The following is a 2,452-nucleotide window of genomic DNA, read 5'->3' as shown; positions in this document are numbered from 1 at the left end:
GCCCCCTCTGTTGCTAAGCTATCCGCCGCCGCATAAAGCCTTTTGACATGACTTAACAAATATTTTTCCCAATACAAAGCTCTTTCAAGGGCATCTCTATTGATTTCAAAACGCCCACCCTCAACCAGTTCAAAAATCAACGCAAGGGTTGGTATGGTTTGATTCATTTTCAAAAGATGTGCTTTTAAACTTGCAGAGAAATGACCATTCTTTATTCTTTTCTGAAAATCTTCCCACCATTCACGAAACATTTCTTGGGCTTCGGCAGAAAAGCGTATGGTTATCGGATATTTTGGTGATCCAAACGGTTTATCATAAAGAGAACGAAAAACCCCTTGATAACTTTCCCATGCCTTTTGATTGAGAGGTCTATCAACCCATAACTGCTCTTGTCGTTCATCGGGAAAGATCAGCATTTGAAACCGTTGCATAAGACCATCATCGTTTATTCCACGGTGCATGTCTTGAATAATGGGAATAATACGTGCAGGTTGAATACCCCCTATAATAGAGACAGTTGCATTGGGAATAAAAATGGTTCCCCGTCCTATACGATCATAGGTGTAAGACTTATTGCCATTAAAAGCTGTTAGATAGAAAGAACGGTCTGATTGATATTCCTTTCTTGCCAGATTAGATAAAAAACCAGCTAATTCATCACGAACCAACAAGAGACCACGGGGGTTTTCTTTTAAGAGTTCCCCAAGCTTTTCAACGGTCACATCATTGACGATAAGACGGCGTTTTATAGAACTGTCATCTTCCTCACTTTCTTTGTGTTCAAGAGTTTGTGAAAGAAGAGCAAGGGCTTGTTCTTCGTCTTGATCTTTGAGTGCTTTATAGGCTTGTTTTTTCTTTTCTCGTTTATCTAATTCACTAAGAATCTCTTTTGTTTCTTGCTGTTTTTTCTTCTTTACCCACTCTTGATGCCATTCATCTTGAAATTCATAAAGAGGTTCTAAAGCAGCGTCCATGGTACCTGTTTTCATGGTCGAAGGTTCCCCCACAATGGCACCCCAGAGATTAGGAACAATTTTCCAATTGGCATGTTGTTTTGGGGCAACCCGCACGCCATTACCAATCACAGCAGCCAAACCACAGAGAGCAGAGATAGCAATAAAATCCATAGGGGCTTGTTGGCTATCCGCAACGTCATAAACATAGTTCATTAATGGCGTTGGCAACTGTAATAAGCTAAAAGGCTCGACGGGTAAGAGAGCCGTATTAATCGGTTGCAATTCCCCCCAACCATTTTGTTGCAATGCTTGCTTATAAGGAATGGCTTCTAAACAAGTATTATCATTTAAAGAAACATTATCGTTATCATTGCATGAAACATTTTGATTGTTGGTATCTACAATATTGTTTTTATTCTCTCTCATTTATTTATACCTTTCAGTATCAAAACATCATTGAAATCTAGACCGTAGGGGGCTTGCATGATAAAAACCTCAAAGCCTTGTCTATAGGCATGTGCAGCGAGGTTAAAACCTGCTTTACGACCCGCATCATCGCCATCCATTGCAATGGTGAGACGGGCTTTTGTTTTGGGTAAATTCACATGCATCATGCCATGGGTTGAAAGGGACGCCCATAAATCAACGGGCTCTGTTAACAACCCAGACAGCAGAGCCAGACCGGTTTCAATGCCCTCACAAATGACCAGATGTTTTGGATTGGCTTGACTTAATTGCACCCCACCACCCGTGATAGAACCCAACATGGCTTTAGCTGGTTTTTGATCTGTTTTGCAGCCATTGTTTTTTAAAAAGGTTCTATGAATGGCAAAGGAACCAGCCCCCTTAACAAGAGCAATCAACGCGGGCAATGTACCCCCAGAGGGGTGTAGACATTTGTCGTAAAAGCGTAAATCAGCAGGCAAATCACACATGATCCCCCGCATGCGTAAATAGGTTTCTGCTAAAGTATTTTTGATTGGTTGGCTTTGTTGCCAAATTACTTTTGCTCTCTCTGCTTTCCTTTTTGCTTGTTTGAGATCAGCACAAAACTGTTTTGAGAAAGAAAGCGTATGAGCATAAGCTTGTTTTCCAAGCAACCCAATTCTAATAAGCGCTTGTATGATCTCTTTAAAAGAGCAGCCAGCATAACAATAGAGTAAAAGACGCCCATCATTTCCATTAGAAATAGATAAACTAGGCAGCCTATCATCATGAGCAGGGCAACGGGCTGTTCCATAACGCCCATGCCAAACCCCGCGCAAGGCACGGGTAATACCCCGCGCATTCTTAAAAGAACACATCATTTTAAATCCTATAACATTGCGTCATAGGACGGATTATGCTATCTCTAGATTGATGAGTTTGAGAAAGCCTTGTCCGTCCTTACGTGACAAGGTTTTTTTTATGCCGCGTCATTTTGACGTTGCTGTTTCGCTTGTTCGATGATATTCAAGAGATCCGATTGTAACCAACGGGATAAAAAACCAAATTTT

Annotated in this window: 2 protein-coding genes and 1 pseudogene; all 3 read right to left on the bottom strand. The window is 41.1% G+C overall.

The genetic code is table 11. The features are described from left to right. Positions 1 to 1,382: YfjI family protein (locus tag ACFIMQ_RS09165; protein WP_375703906.1), on the bottom strand; the 1,382-nt coding region annotated here is incomplete at its 3' end. Then, positions 1,379 to 2,263 carry a toprim domain-containing protein gene (locus ACFIMQ_RS09160; protein WP_375703905.1) on the bottom strand — a complete coding sequence of 295 codons (885 nt, stop codon included), beginning with the start codon at positions 2,261 to 2,263 and terminating at the stop codon, positions 1,379 to 1,381. The genes ACFIMQ_RS09165 and ACFIMQ_RS09160, both read right to left, overlap by 4 nt. A 98-nt stretch (positions 2,264 to 2,361) precedes the next feature. Beyond that, positions 2,362 to 2,452: pseudogene (locus ACFIMQ_RS09155) on the bottom strand (DNA-binding protein); the annotation flags it as partial.

This window comes from Bartonella sp. AD13SXNS (assembly GCF_042196465.1).
Classification (GTDB): Bacteria; Pseudomonadota; Alphaproteobacteria; order Rhizobiales; family Rhizobiaceae; genus Bartonella.
The sequence above is the reverse complement of the archived record's forward strand: the minus strand, read 5'-3'. Positions and strand labels throughout refer to the sequence as shown.